General features: G+C 63.0%; 16 protein-coding genes. 9 read left to right on the forward strand and 7 right to left on the reverse strand.

The features are described 5' to 3' along the window. Window positions 1-13: 13 nt before the first annotated feature. Window positions 14-583, forward strand: a complete 570-nt coding sequence (gene mobA, locus ACSMEV_RS14150) for a molybdenum cofactor guanylyltransferase MobA (RefSeq protein ID WP_459205711.1) — start codon at window positions 14-16, stop codon at window positions 581-583. 30 nt (window positions 584-613) lie between these two features. Here the strand turns inward: mobA and ACSMEV_RS14155 are convergent, their stop codons facing one another. Beyond that, a complete protein-coding gene (locus tag ACSMEV_RS14155) occupies window positions 614-1,813 on the reverse strand; it encodes an amino acid aminotransferase (RefSeq protein WP_459205712.1) in 1,200 nt (399 codons plus the stop codon). A gap of 116 nt (window positions 1,814-1,929) precedes the next feature. Continuing rightward, entirely contained in the window at window positions 1,930-2,949 is a 1,020-nt protein-coding gene (locus ACSMEV_RS14160; protein WP_459205713.1) for an Ldh family oxidoreductase, read from the reverse strand. A gap of 303 nt (window positions 2,950-3,252) precedes the next feature. On the opposite strand from ACSMEV_RS14160, the gene ACSMEV_RS14165 reads away from it, so the two are divergent. The 7 genes from ACSMEV_RS14165 (at window position 3,253) to ACSMEV_RS14195 (ending at window position 7,858) form a co-directional block, all read left to right on the forward strand. Next, window positions 3,253-3,666 (forward strand): hypothetical protein, encoded by a 414-nt coding sequence (locus tag ACSMEV_RS14165; protein ID WP_459205714.1) that lies wholly within the window; start codon window positions 3,253-3,255, stop codon window positions 3,664-3,666. 374 nt (window positions 3,667-4,040) lie between these two features. Next, a complete protein-coding gene (locus ACSMEV_RS14170; protein WP_459205715.1) occupies window positions 4,041-4,853 on the forward strand; it encodes a gamma-glutamyl-gamma-aminobutyrate hydrolase family protein in 813 nt (270 codons plus the stop codon). 174 nt (window positions 4,854-5,027) lie between these two features. Continuing rightward, complete coding sequence (locus ACSMEV_RS14175; RefSeq protein WP_459205716.1) at window positions 5,028-5,351, forward strand: hypothetical protein; 324 nt, start codon at window positions 5,028-5,030, stop codon at window positions 5,349-5,351. A gap of 347 nt (window positions 5,352-5,698) precedes the next feature. Further along, entirely contained in the window at window positions 5,699-6,535 is an 837-nt protein-coding gene (locus ACSMEV_RS14180) for a bifunctional allantoicase/(S)-ureidoglycine aminohydrolase (protein ID WP_459205717.1), read from the forward strand. Between the two features lie 234 nt (window positions 6,536-6,769). Then, window positions 6,770-6,979, forward strand: a complete 210-nt coding sequence (locus ACSMEV_RS14185) for a hypothetical protein (protein WP_459205718.1) — start codon at window positions 6,770-6,772, stop codon at window positions 6,977-6,979. Between the two features lie 171 nt (window positions 6,980-7,150). After that, entirely contained in the window at window positions 7,151-7,399 is a 249-nt protein-coding gene (locus ACSMEV_RS14190; protein WP_459205719.1) for a cytoplasmic protein, read from the forward strand. A gap of 72 nt (window positions 7,400-7,471) precedes the next feature. Continuing rightward, window positions 7,472-7,858, forward strand: coding sequence for a VOC family protein (locus ACSMEV_RS14195; RefSeq protein ID WP_459205720.1), 387 nt, complete (start codon window positions 7,472-7,474; stop codon window positions 7,856-7,858). Between the two features lie 11 nt (window positions 7,859-7,869). Here the strand turns inward: ACSMEV_RS14195 and ku are convergent, their stop codons facing one another. The 3 genes from ku to ptrR form a co-directional block, all read right to left on the reverse strand. Then, window positions 7,870-8,742, reverse strand: a complete 873-nt coding sequence (gene ku / locus ACSMEV_RS14200) for a non-homologous end joining protein Ku (protein ID WP_459205721.1) — start codon at window positions 8,740-8,742, stop codon at window positions 7,870-7,872. A 93-nt stretch (window positions 8,743-8,835) separates the two neighbouring features. Then, window positions 8,836-9,018 carry a KGG domain-containing protein gene (locus ACSMEV_RS14205; protein WP_414707845.1) on the reverse strand — a complete coding sequence of 61 codons (183 nt, stop codon included), beginning with the start codon at window positions 9,016-9,018 and terminating at the stop codon, window positions 8,836-8,838. 159 nt (window positions 9,019-9,177) lie between these two features. Then, a complete protein-coding gene (gene ptrR, locus ACSMEV_RS14210) occupies window positions 9,178-10,050 on the reverse strand; it encodes a putrescine utilization regulator PtrR (protein WP_459205722.1) in 873 nt (290 codons plus the stop codon). Between the two features lie 105 nt (window positions 10,051-10,155). Here ptrR and ACSMEV_RS14215 point away from each other — a divergent pair, with 105 nt between their 5' ends. Continuing rightward, the gene (locus ACSMEV_RS14215; protein WP_459205723.1) at window positions 10,156-11,541 is read left to right on the forward strand and encodes an aldehyde dehydrogenase family protein; all 1,386 of its coding nucleotides are present in this window, start codon (window positions 10,156-10,158) and stop codon (window positions 11,539-11,541) included. A 16-nt stretch (window positions 11,542-11,557) separates the two neighbouring features. Here the strand turns inward: ACSMEV_RS14215 and ACSMEV_RS14220 are convergent, their stop codons facing one another. Then, window positions 11,558-13,471 carry an AAA family ATPase gene (locus tag ACSMEV_RS14220; protein ID WP_459205724.1) on the reverse strand — a complete coding sequence of 638 codons (1,914 nt, stop codon included), beginning with the start codon at window positions 13,469-13,471 and terminating at the stop codon, window positions 11,558-11,560. A gap of 74 nt (window positions 13,472-13,545) precedes the next feature. After that, window positions 13,546-16,062, reverse strand: a complete 2,517-nt coding sequence (locus ACSMEV_RS14225; RefSeq protein WP_459205725.1) for a UvrD-helicase domain-containing protein — start codon at window positions 16,060-16,062, stop codon at window positions 13,546-13,548. Window positions 16,063-16,202: the final 140 nt, after the last annotated feature.

Raw genomic sequence — 16,202 nt, forward strand, 5'->3', positions numbered from 1 at the left:
GGAGCCCTTTTTCATGTCGAATGTTTCTTGCTGTTCGGTGTTGATCCTGGCGGGTGGCCGCGGGCAGCGCATGGGCGGCCGTGACAAGGGGTTGGTTCCTTGGCACGGCCAGCCGTTGATCGCCCATGTGCATGACGTCGTGCGGCCTTGGACCGATGACCTGATCCTGTCCTGCAACCGCAATGCCGCGCTGTACGCCACCTACGCCGACCAGGTGGTCAGCGACGAGCAAGCGGATTTTCCAGGCCCGCTGGCGGGCGTGTTGGCGGGGTTGGCGGTAGCGCGCCGACCCTGGATGGCGGTGCTGGCCTGCGATGCGCCTCGCATCGACCGGGCGCTGCTGGACGCGCTGCTGGCCCGGGCCCTTGCGGGTGGAAGCGCGGCGATGGTGCGCCAGGGTGGGTTCTGGCAGCCGATGTTCAGCGTCTTGCCACGCACCAGTCTGGGCATGCTACGCGAGGCTTGGGATGAAGGGGAACGCAGCTTGCACCGGGCCTTGGCCCGTGGCGCGTTGCTGGCGGTGGAGTGCGCCGAGGGCGATCCGCGCCTGGAGAACTTCAACAGCCCGGAGCATTACCTGTAGAGGCGACCGGGCGGCCGCCCCTACAGGTGTTCAGCCGTGCTGGACGGCGGCGAACGCCTCGGCGACGCGGCGCAGGTTGTCCTTGCGCAGGCCGGCCATGCACACGCGGCCGCTGTCGATCAGGTACACACCGAACTCGTCGCGCAGACGCTGCACCTGGGCCACGCTGAAGCCGGTGTAGCTGAACATGCCGCGCTGGCGCAACAGGAACTGGAAGTCCTGCTCGGGCAGCAGCTCGCTCAGCTGATCGACCAACGCTTGGCGCATGTCCAAGATGCGCTGGCGCATGGCCTCGACTTCGGCCACCCAAACGGCAGTCAGCCCGGCATCGTTCAGCACCCCGGCCACCAGTTGTGCGCCATGGCACGGCGGGCTGGAGTAGTTGCGGCGTACGGTGGCCTTGAGCTGGCCGAGCACGCGTTGGGCGCTGTCGGTGTCGTCGCTGACCACCGACAGGCCGCCGACGCGCTCGCCATACAGCGAGAAGATCTTCGAGAACGAATTGCTGACCAGGCACGGTACGCCGGCGCGGGCCATTTCGCGGATGGCGAAGGCGTCCTGCTCCAGGCCTTCGCCGAAGCCCTGGTAGGCGATGTCGAGAAACGCGATCAGCTCGCCCGTCTTGACCACTTCGACCACTTGCTGCCACTGCTGCGGGTCAAGGTCGACACCGGTCGGGTTATGGCAGCACGGGTGCAGCAGCACGATGCTGTGCTTGGCCAGCCCTCGCAGGGTGGCGAGCATACCGGCGAAGTCCAGACCACGGGTGCCCGCGTCGAAGTACGGGTAAGTGTTCACGGTGAAACCCGCGCCTTCGAAGATCGCGCGGTGGTTGTCCCAGGTCGGGTTGCTGACCCACACCTGCGACTGCGGGAAGTAACGCTTGAGGAAGTCGGCACCCACTTTCAAGGCACCGGAGCCGCCCACGGTCTGCACCGTGGCGATGCGGCCGGCCTGCAGGGCCGGGTGCTCGGCACCGAACAGCAACGCCTGGGTCGCCTGGCGATAGGCGGCCAGACCTTCCATCGGCAGATACAGCGACGCCTGATGCGGCTGGTCGGCCAGGCGCCGCTCCATCTCGGCGACCGCCTCCAGTTGCGGAACCACCCCGCCCTCGTCGTAGTAGAGACCGATGCTCAGATTGACCTTGTCGGCGCGCGGATCGGCCTTGAAGGTTTCCATCAATGAGAGGATCGGGTCGCCCGCATAGGCATCGACATGTTTGAACACAGCGCACAGCTCCTTGGCTCAGGTCGGGGGGAAAAGCTGCCTGAGCATACCCGTCCTGTCGGCCGAGGAACATCACCGCGACGCAATGCGCGCCTGCAACCGCGCAAGCGCCGTATTCAGAGCTCGCGAAGTTGAGCCAGCGCCTCAGCCGCCAGCGCCACGCCTTCACGCGAGGCGATGGCGCGTTCGTGGTGTCGGCGCTCGCCTGGCAGCCGGCTCAGGCCCGCTTCCTGCATCCGTTCGAGCAATGCGCGGCTGCGCTGGGCGAAACGCTGGCCTTGGGTCTTGCTGGGGTCGATGAGCACGAGCAGCTGCCCGGTCCAAGGCGTTTTCGCGCCTGGGTGGCGGGTCCAGTCGAACTCCCAGGAAAAATGACCGCCGGTGAGCGCGGCGGCGAGCAGCTCGACCATCATCGACAACGCCGAGCCTTTGTGATCGCCGAAAGGCAACAGCGCTCCGCCCTCCAGCACCGCTTGCGCATCGGTGGTCGGCTCGCCTGCGGCGTCCACGCCCACGCCTAGGGGCAAGGGCCGGCCGGCGCGCGCGGCGAGCTGCACGTCGCCATGGGCCATGGCGCTGGTGGCCATGTCGAAGACGATGGGCGCTTGCCCTTCACAGGGTGCAGCGAAGGCGATCGGGTTGGTGCCGAAGACCGGCTTTCGCGCGCCGTGGGGCACCACACAGGTCATGCTGTTGACCACGCTCAAGGCGATCAGGCCTTGCTCGGCGAACGGTTCGACGTCGGGCCAGAGCGCTGCGAAATGGTGGGAATTGTGGATCGCCAACGCGGCCACCCCGGCACTGCGCGTCTTGTCGAGCAGCAGGTCGCGCGCTGCGGCCAGCGCAGGCTGGGCGAAGCCGCCGCAGGCGTCGACGCTGACCAAGCCTGACGCCACGTCGCTGACGCGCGGCTCGGCCTTGCCGTCGACCCAGCCGCTGTCCAGCGTCGAGACATAGCCCGGAACACGGAACACACCATGGCTGTGGGCACCGTCGCGCTGGGCGCTGGCGCAGTTGTGCGCCAGTAGGGCGGCGACTGAGTCGCTGCAGCCATGGCGCTGGAAAATGCCTCGCAGCAGCGCTAACAGTTCGGTGAAGGGAATACGCACGGTCGAGGCGGAATCAGGGACAGACACAGGGAGCTCCTTCCAGGGGGCGAGATACACCAGCATGGCCGTGGCCCAGGCATGACGCAACCAGGGAGCGCAGCGGAATGAGGCCGTCGATGGCTCGGTTCGATTCAGTAATGACTTGGCCGGACCAAAAGCGTTGTGTGTAGCGATTCGGCGCTTGCCGTGGATCGGTGCTGACCGCTCGGCGCTCTGTCAGGGCGGGTTGGTTGAGTAGGCGCCAGGCAAGCGGTGCGTCGGCCTGGCATCGTGCTAGCATCGGCCCGGATTGCCCTATTCCCGGCGGCAACATCTAGGAGTGACATCGGTATGGCTGTGCCTTCTCGCTTTGCGGTCTTGGTCTTGGGCCTGATGGGCATCGCGTCGCTCGCGGGCTGTCAGTCGACGGACGATGTGCTGCCCCAGCGCCTCCCAATCCAGGCGCCTGAAGTCGAGCCTGCCCCGCCGCCCTCCGAGGTCTCCGCCGCGCTCCAGATCATGCTCCCACGGCGCTTGGTCGAGCAGCGCTCGCCGGCGCTTGGCCAGCAGCTGCAGTCACTGGGCGAGCAGTTGGCCAGTCATGGCGAATCGAGTCTGGTGACCATCGTCACCACCGATCCTGCGACATTCAGTTACTTGCAGAGCCTGATCGCCGTCGGCGCTGGAAGCAGTCCATCGGTGCAGTACGCACTGCAAGAACGACCGGATGCGCACCAGAGCCTGGTCCTAGTCAGCCATCCCTGATGGCCTTGCCTGGGTGCGCATCAGTTTCCGCACATAGGTGCATAGCTCAAGATTTCCAATACGTTAGCGAAACATCATTGCAGCTGCGCAATGATTCGACTGCGCCCGTCAAGTATTGTTGACTAACCAAGGGGGGCAAGCCTTGCCGGGCAAGGCCTGCGGCGTGCAAACGCTTGGCCGGTCCGGCCGTGGCGATAGCCAGTGGCCTTGTAGGTCGTTTGACATATCGAACGGCTCTGGCAAGCTGTGGCCACCCCCCGACCGGATGACAGCGTTTCCCGCTGTACCGGCAGTGCTCGGGGTGTCAGGCGCGTCGAGCCATCCGGTTCCGCCCTGCACGATCATGACGGGCCGTGCCTGTCCCAAGGTGACATATGTCCAACAGCAACATTGGCAGTACCTCCACTTCCCTGCGCAAACCTGTGGTCCTGATGACCATGGGCACGCAAGAGCGCAAAGGCCATGACTATCAGGTCATGACCCACAAGTACATCACCCCTTTGGTCGATTTCGGCGGATGCGTGCCCGTGCTGGTACCCACCTGCTGCGGCATCGACGAGTTGGAAACCTATCTGTCCATGGCCGACGGGGTGTATCTCACCGGCGCTGGCAGCAACATCGACCCTGGCCTGTACGGGCAGGAGAACCAGACCCCAGGCAAGGCTCAGGACAAACACCGCGACGTGTTCGACATTGCCTTGGTGCAATTGGCGTTGGCACGTGGCCTGCCGATCTTCGGCATCTGCCGTGGCATGCAGGAAATCAACGTTGCGCTGGGTGGCGACATCTATCAGAAGGTGTATGCCGAACCCGGCTTCAACGATCACCGGGAAAACCCCGACGATCCTGTCGAGGCTCAATATGCGGCGGCCCACGGGGTGCAGATCGCTGCCGGCAGTTGGCTGGAAACCGCGCTGGGCACCGACCGTATCCGCGTCAACTCGCTGCATGGCCAAGGCTTGCGCACGCTCGGTCAGGGTCTGGAAGCACTGGCAGTGGCAGAAGATGGCCTGGTCGAAGCGATTCATGGCCCGAGCCTGTCGCCCTTCCTGTTCGCAGTGCAGTGGCATCCTGAGTGGCAAGCGGCCAGCAATCCGAATTCCATCGCTTTGTTCAAGGCGTTCGGTGACGCTTGCCGTGCACGCGTCAACCAAACCCAGGGTAGGCCTTGCGCTGTCGTGGCCTGAAGTAGGCTACTTCGATCGAGCGCCACGCAATGTGGCGCTCGATCAAGTGGAAACACTGTGAGACGCCGTTCGTCGCTACAACCCGCCCTGAGCTCATCTGACAGCATTTTGCTGGCCCTGCTCTATCCTTGATACAAGCAAAATCCTGGCTATACAAATGCTTAGGACAACTACATGCGGCTTTTTCTACTTTCACTCGGTGCCCTCACCTTACTGAGCGTCCAGGCTCATGCCCGGCCGTTGACCGAGCATGATCGGCAGCTCTGCAAATGGGGTGGGCAGATCGCCGGCAGTGCGCAACAGGCCAAGCTGTCAGGTGTAAACCTGTATACCCAGCGCAAGCGCCTGCAGAACCACAGGTTCGCGAAATCCTGGATGCGCATGACGGCGATGGGGATCACCGAGCAAACCTACAGCAGCCGCTCGCAGCTACCTCCGGCGGATATCAACAAGACTTACACCGAACAATGCATCCAGCATTCTAAGAATAAAAAATGAATAAATTCAGTCAGTTGCGTGTATTTCATAAAGTAGATTACTTAATGTCGATTCTAGCTTGAACCCGTGAATCCGCTGGGCAGGCCACCTAATCTATTCAAGTGTTGTGATGTGGCCAGCCCCTTCTAGGGTCTTTCGAGCGCTCGATGTATCGCATGTGGCCGCAGAACGGCCCATCCATGGGATCTATAAACGTCTATGCTCATTCATAAAGTAAATACCTAAAATTTTCACATTTAATTTGTAGATATTCGCTCCTCGCCCCTATGCTCGCCCTACCTTCCTGGCGGCGCACCGGCCGGTGTGGTCCACGGCACGGGAAGATAACAACAACGTCGAGACCGTCCATGTCCAAGCACTCCTATTTCGCTCCCCACGGTGGTCATCCGGGTCAAACCGAACTGCTGACCGACCGCGCGATGTTCACCGAAGCCTATGCTGTCATTCCCAAAGGCGTGATGCGCGACATCGTCACCAGCCATCTGCCTTTCTGGGACAACATGCGCATGTGGGTCATCGCGCGACCCCTGACCGGCTTCGCCGAAACCTTCTCGCAGTACATCGTCGAAGTCGCTCCGCAAGGCGGCAGCGAGCGTCCGGAACTGGACCCCAACGCCGAAGCGGTGCTGTTCATCGTCGAAGGCCAGTTGGACATCACCCTGGACGGCCAGCAGCACACCCTGACCCCAGGCGGCTACGCCTTCATCGCCCCTGGCGCCGAATGGAGCCTGCGCAACCGCAGCGCCAGCAACGTCAGCTTCCATTGGCTGCGCAAGCATTACCAGCGCGTAGAGGGCCTGGACGCTCCGGCCTCCTTCGTGACCCATCGCGACAACGCCACCGTGATCGAAATGCCCGGCACCGAGGGCTGCTGGATCACCACGCGTTTCGTCGACATGGCCGACATGCGTCACGACATGCACGTCAACATCGTCACTTTCAAGCCGGGCGGCGTGATCCCCTTCGCCGAAACCCACGTGATGGAACACGGCCTTTACGTACTCGAAGGCAAAGCCGTGTACCGCCTGAACCAAGACTGGGTCGAGGTCGAGGCCGGCGACTTCATGTGGCTGCGCGCATTCTGCCCTCAGGCTTGCTACGCCGGGGGGCCTGGTCCGTTCAGCTATCTGTTGTACAAAGACGTCAACCGTCACGCACACCTCACGCTCAACCCCAAACGCTGATGCTTGCGCTGCTGCCTGGCTTACGTCGGGCAGTCCCCCAACACTTGCGTCAAGGCATAGCCTGGCATTTCTGTCAGTTGCCTGCATCGGAGCGGTCGACAACACTGACGGCCATACGCCACGTTCGCAGTTCGCGCATCGAGCCGCGAACATGGTCATCCGCGACGCGGCTCCGGGTCGTGCCTACCGGCCGGGCCCAATGCTGCGTCTCCTCGCTGCCAGGAGCTTTTAGCCATGACCCAATCACGCGTCAGTACCCAGTTTTTCTATCAGAACGATAAGTTGATTTCGTTGGTCCAGCCCGGAGCGAACCGCACAGTCTTTCGCGGCGAGGGCGTACCCTTGGCGGAACTCGCGCCCGATGACGACGCAGGCAACGTTCAGTTACTCGTGACCGACCAGCAGCAGTCGGTATTGGGCGTGAGCGGCGAATCGCAAGACTGACTGCCCCCGGGGCAGAGCCCCCACCGCCCTTGCCCTTCCCGCCGTTGGTCACGCGGAACCTTCCGCCCGTCGCGCCTATCTCACAGGCATGCAGCCAGGGCGCCGACGTCGTACCCGTCAACCGGGTCTACCGCGCTTGCGTCCGTCCCCGACCCCTGACGGAGCAGATTCGTGAACCATGACATCCTCAATGCTCACCGCTTTTCTTCGTGGAATCGCGAGCAATTGCTCACCAGCAAATATTGCGCCTGCTTCGCCTGCCTGGCCCGCTTCACCCCGGTCAAGATCAGCGAATGGACCGACGACGACCAGACCGCAGTATGTCCCGAGTGCCACGTCGACGCCGTATTGGGCAGCGCCTGCGGCGTCGATCTGACTGACGAATTCTTGCAGCGCATGCATGAGTACTGGTTCGAATAACACACCGTTTGAACGGTCCTTACCGCTGAAAAGCTTTACCGACACGAACAATCACAACACCAAGGAAACGCCATGAAGATCGTGGTGACGCGAATTTTCGTCGATGACCAAGCTAAAGCCGGCACGTTCTACCACCATGTCTTGGGATTCGAGCCCAAACAAGATGTTCCGATGGGCCAACACCGCTGGCTGACCTTCACTGCACCGGGAGACTCACACGGCGTCCAACTGTCGCTTGAACCCAATCTGCACCCGGCCGCCAGTGCTTTTCAGGCAGCTCTCAAGGCCGATGGCCTGCCTGCCATCACTTTCGAAGTAAGGAACGTCGAAGGTGAATACCGGCGTTTAACAGAGGCAGGGGTGGAATTCGTCAAACCGCCTACCAGCGACGAAGGTTTCATCGTGGCTGTTTTCGACGATACGTGCGGGAATTTGGTACAGCTTGCGCAACGGCAATGACACCCCGCCGGTCAGGACGCTTTACGTGAGCGCTTGGCCGGCTTCTTCTCGGCAGACGTCGAGCTTTTCTTCTCGCCGGTTTTCTTGGCAGCGCCTTTGCCCGCCAGGCTGCGCTTGAGCAGTTCGGTGAGGTCGAGAATGTCCGCACCTTTGCCAACACCACCGGCCTTGGGCTTTTTCACGGCACTGAGTTTGCCCTTGCGCGCCTTTTCCCGCACCAGCTGCATGATGGTGTCGCGAAAGGCGTCATGATATTCGTCCGGCGACCAGGGGCCACTCATGTCCTCCACCAGGCGTTTGGCCATGTCGCGCTCCTGCTTGGTCAGGGTCGCCTTGGTGACTTTCTGATTCAGCTCGAGGGTGTCCAGGCCGCGGACCTCGTCAGGCCACCGCAGTGTGATCATAACCAGGGCATCGTTTAGAGGGCGCAGCAAGGCCAAGTGCTGACGGGTATGCAACACCACCGTAGCCAAAGCCACTTTTCCAGAGGCTTCCAAAGTTTCCCGCAGCAGGGCGTAGACTTTGCCGCCACGTTTGTCGGGGCTCAGGTAATACGGGGTGTCGAAGTGCTGTAGGGGGATTTCGGAGGCTTTGACGAAGGAAAAAATATCGATGGTCTGCGTCGCTTCAGGCCTGGCTTTGCGAATTTCGTCTTCGCTGATCACCACGTAGCGGCCTTTTTCGTACTCCACACCCTTGACCACGTTGTCTTTGTCGATGTCCTTGCCGGTGGTCTTGTTAATGCGCTTATAGCCCACGCGGTCCATGCTGCGCTTGTCGAGCCAGTCGAAGTCGACACGCTCGTCGCGTACCGCGGTATTGAGGCTGACGGGGATGTGGACCAAGCCAAAGCTGATGGCGCCCTTCCAGATCGCTCTCGCCACGGGCAGCTCCTTCATGACAGGGGGGGTGCTGCATAAAACGGAGGGGTGAAAAATCGCAGTGCCAGCTAGGCTGACACTGCGTCTGGGTCGGTATTAGGAGCGTCCGCCCTTGCCACCGCCCGAACCTGAATTGTCTTTGCTCGTACCGCTGGATGCCTTGCCGCCTTTCCTACCGGCTTCCGACGCTTTTTGCGGGTCGTTGGCAAAGTTGCCGCCGTTACCCTTGCCGCCGTGGCTACCCGACTTCTCACTCGTCTTGCTGTCTTTCTTGTCCATGATCTTTCACCTATAGGGCTTCAGAAAATGCACGACAACATGCCGTACATAGCCTGGGAGTACGGCCAATGAAAAGGATTCGATACTCTGTGCCGTTGCCGGACCGGTGGCACTAACAGACGCTTGAGGGTTAATTGCGACGCCAAGCAACCGCCTGCATTAGAGCTGCTGCGAGACGTTTTCTTCGAGCAACTGGATGAACGTACTCAAACTGCGCGATACCGTCCCACGCCGCCAGACCAGCCAGGTTTTCAAATAGCGGAAGTCCTCGGACATCGGCCAGGCGCTGACCATGCTGCACCCGGGCATGTTGTCGAGCATGCTGCGCGGCAGCATGGCCAGGCCTGCGCCGGCACTGACACAGGCCAACATGCCATGGTACGACTCCATTTCGTGGATTTTGCCCGGCACGGCATCGTCCTGGACGAACCAGTTGGCGAAGTGGTGGCGATACGAGCAGTTGGCGCGAAAGGCGTAGATGCTTTCGCCGTTGACGTCCTGGGCGCGGGTTACAGGGGGGTGGTTGAGAGGCGCGATGATGACCATCTGCTCTTCGAACACCGGCATGCCTTCCAGCGTGGGGTGGAGCACCGGCCCGTCGACGAAGGCGGCAACCAGGCGCCCGCTCAGTACCCCTTCGAGCATGGTCCCAGAGGGGCCGGTGGACAGGTCGAGGTCCACTTTCGGGTAGCGCTGGTTATAGGCCGCGAGCACCGCTGGAATGCGTACGGCGGCGGTGCTCTCCAAAGAACCCAAGGCGAAGGTGCCTTGCGGGTCTTGGCCGGCGACTGTCAGCCGGGCTTCGTGTACCAGATCCAAGATGCGCCTGGCGTACTCGAGAAAATTCCATCCTGCCGGTGACAGGCGTAGACGGCTCTTTTCGCGGATGAACAAATCGACCCCGAGGTCTTCTTCCAACTGTTTGATGCGGGTCGTGAGGTTCGACGGCACGCGGTGGATCTGCTGCGCCGCTGCGCTGATGCTGCCGTGCTCGGCGACGGCCTTGAACATTTCCAGTTGCACCAAATCCACAGCCATTCTCCAAATGTGAAAGTTTCGCTCATTATTATTCAGTTTTCAGTAGTCAGGTGAACCATTAGTCTGGCCTTACTCATCCATGAGCAGAGGAAGTTCGCCATGACCACCATCAGCAGCCAGACCCACGCCATCTCCGTCGATCCGTTCACTGGCGAACAGATTGGCCACTACCCGTTCGACGGTGCCGCCACTCAACAGGCCACCCTGCAACGTGCCGCCGACGGCTTCAAGCAGTGGCGCAAGGTGTCGTTGGCAGAGCGCAGCGAACACCTGGTGCGCCTGGCCGATGCCCTCGAAGCCAGGGCCGAAGCCTTCGCGCAGATGATCGCCCGGGAAATCGGCAAGCCGATCAGCCAGGCCCGTGGCGAAGTCGGCAAGTGTGTGGGCCTGTGCCGTTGGTACGCTGAGCATGGCCCGGCCATGCTCGCCCCCGAAGCCACGCAGATCGCCACTGCGCGCATCGAGTACCGCCCATTGGGGCCGATTCTGGCGGTGATGCCGTGGAACTTTCCGGTCTGGCAGGTGCTGCGCGGCGCCGTGCCGGCACTGCTGGCGGGCAACACCTATGTGCTCAAGCACGCCCCCAACGTGATGGGCAGCGCCTACCTGCTGCTGGAGCTGTTCCAGCGCGCCGGTCTGCCGCAGGGCGTCTTCGAGCTGCTCAACGTCACCCCCGACGGCGTGACCCGTGCGATCAACGATCCGCGCATCGCCGCCGTCACCCTGACCGGCAGCGTGCGTGCTGGCATGGCGATCGGCGCCCAGGCAGGTGCCGCCTTGAAGAAGTGCGTGCTGGAACTGGGCGGCTCCGATCCGTTCATCGTGCTCGCCGATGCCGACCTCGACGCCGCCGTCAAGGCCTCGGTCATCGGTCGTTACCAGAACACAGGTCAGGTCTGCGCCGCTGCCAAGCGCATGATCGTCGAAGCATCCGTTGTCGAGGCCTTCACCGCCAAGTTCGTCGAAGCGACGCGCGCCTTGACCCTGGGCAACCCGCTGCACGACGACACCTACATCGGCCCGATGGCGCGCTTCGACCTGCGTGACGAGTTGGATGGCCAAGTCCAGGCCAGCCTTGCCGAAGGTGCCACGTTGCTGCTGGGCGGCCACAAACTCGAGGGCGTGGGCAATTTCTATGCGCCCACCGTGCTGGGTGACGTGACCCGTGACATGACCGCCTTCCAGCAAGAACTGTTCGGCCCCGTCGCGGCGATCATCAGCGCTCGCGACGCCGAGCACGCGGTGGAGCTGGCCAACGACAGCGAGTTCGGGCTGGCGGCGACCATCTATACGGCAGACCTGGTCCTGGCCGAACGCATGACCAGCGCCCTGGACACCGGTGGCGTGTTCATCAACGGCTATTGCGCTTCCGACCCCCGCGTGGCCTTCGGCGGCGTGAAGAAAAGCGGCTTCGGTCGTGAGCTGTCGCACTTCGGCGTACGCGAGTTCACCAACGTGCAGACCGTGTGGCTGGACCGCAACTGACCGCCCGGGCCGCGCTTCAGCCGCGGCCTTGGTCCTTGACCCAATCGAGCATCCCGCCCGGCACGATCAACTCGTGCCGGGCGCGCGAGCAGGCGGTGTACAAACCGGCCAGGGTGCGCGCACGCTCGTTGCGCCCACCACCGGCACTCGGCGCGACCATGAGCTCTGGCGAAACCATGACGCGTGAGAACTCGCGGTTCTTCACGTCTTCCACACGGGCCAGAAACAGGGTCGGCGTTTTGGTCCAGCGGTAGCGGCTCTTGGCCTTGGCGAAGTCCTCGGCGGTATAGCCCCTGCGCAGCATCTGCGCCACGGCGGCGAAGGCGCGGTCGTTGCTCTTGTCCTGCTCCAGGGCCTGCCAGCTGGCATACCGGAACAACAGGCGGTGGCGTGGCCGAGTGCCGTAGCGGAACAGCTCGATGCAGTCTTCGACGAACAACTCGAACTCCTTGCGCGCTTCGGGCAACAGCACGAACGGCACCCGTTGGTGGCTCAGGCGCTGGAACCAGCCGAACAGGCCCCATTCGTCATCCACCAGCAACACAGTGGGCTGCTCGGGCACGCTCACCGCGTCGTAGAAGCTGATCCGGGTGTAATGCTCGGCGGTGCCGGTGAAGGCGGCCTGGATGCTGGCCGGATGGGCTTCGATCAAGGGGTTGAGCACTGCGTCCATGGCCGGCCCCGCGCGTAGCGAGCGATGGATGATGCGCTGGCGGATGAAGCTGCCGTGGTGGGCGCTCAGGCCGTTGAGGTTTTGCAGCTCGTCGCCCAGAGCGATGATCGATTGCGGGCTACGGTCCAGAATCGCCAGCATGGGCGCCGACAGTTCGTGGGCCTCGTCGACGATGGCATGGCTGAAGCGGTCGTCGATCACCTCGTCGAGCAGCGACAGCAGCTTGATGCGGTGGTAGTCGCGGATCGGTAGTTGCACCTCGCGCGCCGAAGGGCGGATCAGCGCTTGCCAGTAGCGCCGGGCCATCTCCAGCAGTATTTCCTGGTCGAGCGGCGTCAGGCCCGGTCCGGCCCACGGCAAGTGGCGTAGTTGCACCTCGGTCTCACCGCCGTGGCAGAAGCTGCGCACCGCCCCAATGCACACGGCAACCACCTCGCGCGCCGCCAGCGGGCCGACGTCGGGGATACCCAGCCACTGCACCACCTTGGCCTCCTGCGGCCGCCACGACAGCTTGGTGCGGTAACGGTCGCGCACGCGCCAGCCTTGGGCAGTTTGGTCGCGGTCTAGGATCAGGTCGGCCAGTTGCCCGAACGTTAGCGCGGTGAACGCATCGGCGTTCTTGACCCGTGCCTGCAACGCCCGCAACTGCGCCTCGGTGCGCGCCAGCAGCAAGGTGCGCGGCGGCTCCAGCAGGCGCGCCAGCTGATGGATGAGGAAGGTTTTGCCGGTACCGGCGAACCCCTGCACCGCTACCGACTCTTCGGCGCCGCACAGGAATTCGCGCAGCAGCCGTTGCTGCGGGTCGCTCAGCACCAGGTCGCTGGCCAGCCCCGGCAGTGGCGCAGAGTGCAGTGGCGTGACTTGCTGGCGATAGCGCGGCGAGAAGCCGAAATCCCAGCCGCCTTCGGGCGTACGCAAGCTGGACCTGTCGAGAGCCACATCGGCATCGAGCAGGCTGATGCCATTGACGCCCAGCAGGCCCAGACCCTTGGCGAAGGTGACGGCCTCGAAGCGCTGTCGCACCTGCTCCAGGAACCGACCTGGGGCGTTGGCCTCGACTTCGTCGGCGATCGCCAGCACCTCGGCGAAGCGCCGCTCCAAGGCTTCCACCCCCAGCGCCGCCGTGGCCTGGCGTGGCAAGTTGAGGACGAACAGAATCGCGGCGGCTTGCAGGGCATCGGCCTGGCGCAGCAAGCCGTCATCGGCGCCGCGGGCCAGGGCCTCGGCGTCGTCGTGGGTCAGGGGCAGGTAGAACATCGGCACCTCGGCGAACAATGCCCGGCACCATACCAACAATCGCTGCGCCCTGCCCGATTGGCGCTACCTCAGCTTCAAGGCAAGCGCTGGTCGTCGAAACAGGGCAGCTGGCCTTGCACCTGGCGGGACGCGCGCGGCACCTGTGGCGCATCGGCGGTGGACTTTTCCACGTGCCAGTAGCAGTGCCGCACCGCACGGGTCACGGCCACGTAGGCCAGCCGCTGCACTTCGTCTTTCTGCGCAGTGTCGAAGGGCTGCGCGTCGCCTGCACGGCCCAGGCCTGCCAGGCGATAGACTTGGTTCTTGTAGGGCGAGCTGGTCTGGTATTGGCAGTCGCCGAGCATGAACACCGCATCGGCCTGCAAGCCCTTGGCGCTGTGGTAGGTCAGTTGGCGCAGGCGCCGCTCTGCGGCAGGCAACCTGGAATCGGCTTTAACTACAGCTTCAATATGCTCTGAAATCAGTAACTTATCGCTTCCTTTTCGAAACAACATCATCACCGTTTCGCCAGCGTCGTAGTGTTCTTTGAGCGTTGCGGCCAGGGCCGCCTCATCACGGTCCATGACGTTGACCGGCGTATTGGGCAGCGCCGCCGCCAAGCCGCTCGCCGTGGCCTTCTTGCCGGGGATCGCAGGCGTGCCACGCACCAGATGCTCGGCCGCATCGATGATCGACTGCTGGCTGCGGTAGTTTTCCACCATCATCACCCGGGTATGGCTTGGTGAGAGGAAGGTCTTGGTGAAGGCCATGAAGAAGCTAGGCGAACTGCCGCGCCAGCCGTAGATAGACTGCCAATCGTCACCCACGCACAAAAAGGACGATTGCTGCGCATTGCGCCCTGCATGCAACTGCGGGCCGCGGCGGCGAATCTCCCGCAGGCTGGCTCGCAGCCAGCTGACGATCTGCGGCGAGACGTCCTGGAATTCGTCGACCATCACGTGCGCCAGCGGGCGCAGCAGCGCGTCCGGCAGCAGATGCAGATTCTCCGGGTTACGCTCGCTGAACAGCGCGAACATGCGGTTGTAGGTCATCACCGGCGGCGACTGCGCCAGCAGATGGGCCTCCAGTGCCCGGTGGTACAGCGCCAGGGCCTCGAAGAAGGCAGCGTCGCTGTCCCCCGGCGCGAAGCGCATGGCCGCCACTGCAGCACTGACCTCCAGGCCGAGGTTTTCGATGAAGTTACTGGCGGCGATGAACCCATCGAGCAAAGGTGCGGCAGCCAGCTCGCCTTTGACCTTGAATTCGAAGCCTGGTCCGGCCACCGCATCACCGGCCAGGGCCGCCGCCAAGCGCTGAGCAGAAGCGTAGTTATCCAGCCATATCAACGGCTTATCGCAGAAAGCTTGAAACAAGGTGCGTTTGACCGCCCACTCCGCGCGTACCGTCAGCTTGGCGCCGGGACGCTGGTATTGCGCACTTTCATTGGGATCAAAACCCAGCACGACCCAGGCATCCAGCCCTTCGAGGCGGCCATGGACGTGGAACCGGCTGCCACGGATCTCAAGGGTTTCCCGGCACGGCTCGATGCCCGGGATCGGCCAGGCGCCTGCGGCGAACCACAGGTCTTCGATCACATCGCACAGCTCTTCGTCGCGCTGGGCGGCGAGCTGGGTCACCTGCGCACGCTTCTGCACGTCCGGGTGCTCGGGGTCCAGTGCCTTCAACTGCATGGCCTCGCAGCGCATCTGTGCGACCAGCTCGGCGAAACGCGGGCTGCTGTGCAGCAAGTCGCGGTAGCACAGGTTCATCTGCTGGCGCTGGGCATCGTTCAAGCGCAAGTCGAACGGATTGCTGTCGGCGTCCTGCTCACGGCCTTGCGGCAGATCGTTGCCCAGCGTCTCGAACGCGCGCAACTCGCCGAAGCCCGGAAGGCCGCGTACCCAAGGCAGGATGCGCGAATGGAAGGTGCGCACCAGATCACGGGCCTGTGCCTGGTCCAGGGCCACTTGCCAGAGGCCGAACACGTTCAGCAGCCGCTTGATGAAGTCCTTGCGCGATTCGCGGGTGAAGGTCACCACCGTCATGGCATCGAGTTCGAAGCCCAGGTAGCGGTGCAGCAGCAACAGCCGCAGCACCAAGGAGGTCGACTTGCCGGCCCCTGCTCCGGCCACCACGCAGGTGGACGGGGTGTCGCTGAAGATCAACTTCCATTGCGCCGCGCTCGGCTGGGCGGTGGCCGGCAGGCGCTCGGCGACATCGGCTTTGAAACGTTTCTTCAGTTCGGCGCTCAGCGGCAAGCGCCAATCGTCGAACAGGTTCAAGTCCTGCCCAGGCACGGCAGGTGTGGGTTCGCGGCTGTCGCGGATCACCAGCACCTGGCGACCGGCCTCGAAACCCTCGGCATGCCCCTGTTCGAAGCCTTCCCGACTGCCCTGGCCATGGCCTTTACGGTGGCCGCTGGCGTGGCCGAGCAACCAGGAGTCGCGGTGCTGCGCCTGCAACCCGCTCAGGCCGCGGCCCAACAGACGCGCCGCGAACCGACGCAACCAGGGCAATTGGGCCGGAGGGGTCAGCGCCAGCGGCACCTCGGGGAAGTCGTCGGACACGGTCGTTTCCTTGTTCTTCAAATCAGCGGGGCATGTTCGCCGCATCTGTAGGAAAGCGCCAGTGATTGCTTGTAGATCAGTGTATTAGTCGATGAATCGCAGGCGGATAGGCAAGTGTAAATATCTATTCATTGAATGTTTTAGAGCCAAAATTTACGCTTTTTATCGATGATTCCGCGGCGCAT

This window comes from Pseudomonas sp. MLB6B, from assembly GCF_054508135.1.

What these genes read in the sequence shown, in the direction of transcription:
- ACSMEV_RS14180 (WP_459205717.1), top strand. Translation starts at nt 5,699, where the DNA reads ATGTCCAAGCACTCCTATTTCGCTCCCCACGGTGGTCATCCGGGTCAA.
- ACSMEV_RS14175 (WP_459205716.1), top strand. Translation starts at nt 5,028, where the DNA reads ATGCGGCTTTTTCTACTTTCACTCGGTGCCCTCACCTTACTGAGCGTC.
- ACSMEV_RS14165 (WP_459205714.1), top strand. Translation starts at nt 3,253, where the DNA reads ATGGCTGTGCCTTCTCGCTTTGCGGTCTTGGTCTTGGGCCTGATGGGC.
- ACSMEV_RS14195 (WP_459205720.1), top strand. Translation starts at nt 7,472, where the DNA reads ATGAAGATCGTGGTGACGCGAATTTTCGTCGATGACCAAGCTAAAGCC.
- mobA (WP_459205711.1), top strand. Translation starts at nt 14, where the DNA reads ATGTCGAATGTTTCTTGCTGTTCGGTGTTGATCCTGGCGGGTGGCCGC.
- ACSMEV_RS14185 (WP_459205718.1), top strand. Translation starts at nt 6,770, where the DNA reads ATGACCCAATCACGCGTCAGTACCCAGTTTTTCTATCAGAACGATAAG.
- ACSMEV_RS14205 (WP_414707845.1), bottom strand. Translation starts at nt 9,018, where the DNA reads ATGGACAAGAAAGACAGCAAGACGAGTGAGAAGTCGGGTAGCCACGGC.
- ACSMEV_RS14220 (WP_459205724.1), bottom strand. Translation starts at nt 13,471, where the DNA reads ATGTTCTACCTGCCCCTGACCCACGACGACGCCGAGGCCCTGGCCCGC.
- ACSMEV_RS14215 (WP_459205723.1), top strand. Translation starts at nt 10,156, where the DNA reads ATGACCACCATCAGCAGCCAGACCCACGCCATCTCCGTCGATCCGTTC.
- ACSMEV_RS14170 (WP_459205715.1), top strand. Translation starts at nt 4,041, where the DNA reads ATGTCCAACAGCAACATTGGCAGTACCTCCACTTCCCTGCGCAAACCT.
- ACSMEV_RS14225 (WP_459205725.1), bottom strand. Translation starts at nt 16,062, where the DNA reads ATGCGGCGAACATGCCCCGCTGATTTGAAGAACAAGGAAACGACCGTG.